The organism is Pseudomonas agronomica, from assembly GCF_025917275.1.
GTDB lineage: Bacteria > Pseudomonadota > Gammaproteobacteria > Pseudomonadales > Pseudomonadaceae > Aquipseudomonas > Aquipseudomonas agronomica.
This window is the reverse complement of the sequence record NZ_JAOSHO010000995.1, coordinates 1-603: the sequence shown is the minus strand read 5'-3', so window position 1 is coordinate 603 and position 603 is coordinate 1. Positions and strand designations below refer to the sequence as shown.

Here is a 603-nt window from a genome sequence, read left to right as displayed (position 1 = left end):
CGTCCACCATGCTCAAGCATAGAACTCGGCTCCGAGGCAGAGAATCAGCAGCCATAACCATACGCCGCGCTGCACCAATTGCCAGCCGCGATCAATGGAGTCGGCGCTGGCCGGCACGCCTCCGCCCAACGGCGGACGCTGATGCAGTTCGCCGTGATACACCGCCGCGCCCCCCAGTTCCACGCCCAGCGCACCAGCGCCAGCGGCCATCACCGGCCCGGCGTTGGGGCTGTCCCAGGTTGGCCCCTGGGTTCGCCAGCATTTGAGCGCCTGGCGGGTCTTGCCGAGGACGGCGTAGGTCAACGCCACCAGGCGCGCGGGAATGTAGTTGAGCACATCGTCGATCTTTGCCGCCGCCCAGCCAAAACGCTCGAAGCGCGCGTTGCGATAGCCCCACATGGCGTCGAGGGTATTGCTCAAGCGGTACAGCACCACGCCGGGCGCACCGGCCACCGCGAACCAGAACAACGCCGCAAACACCGCATCGCTGCCATTCTCCAGCACCGATTCGGTGGCGGCGCGGGCGACGGCGGTTTCGTCCAGCTCAGCCGTCTGGCGACTGACCAGATAACTGACCCGCTGGCGCGCCTCGTCCAGATCGCC

1 protein-coding gene is annotated in these 603 nt (G+C 67.0%); it reads right to left on the bottom strand.

The features are described 5' to 3' along the window. Positions 1-12 precede the first annotated feature (12 nt). Positions 13-603 (bottom strand): CobD/CbiB family cobalamin biosynthesis protein (locus OC610_RS28565; RefSeq protein ID WP_264433106.1); only part of this gene is annotated, 591 nt, incomplete at its 5' end.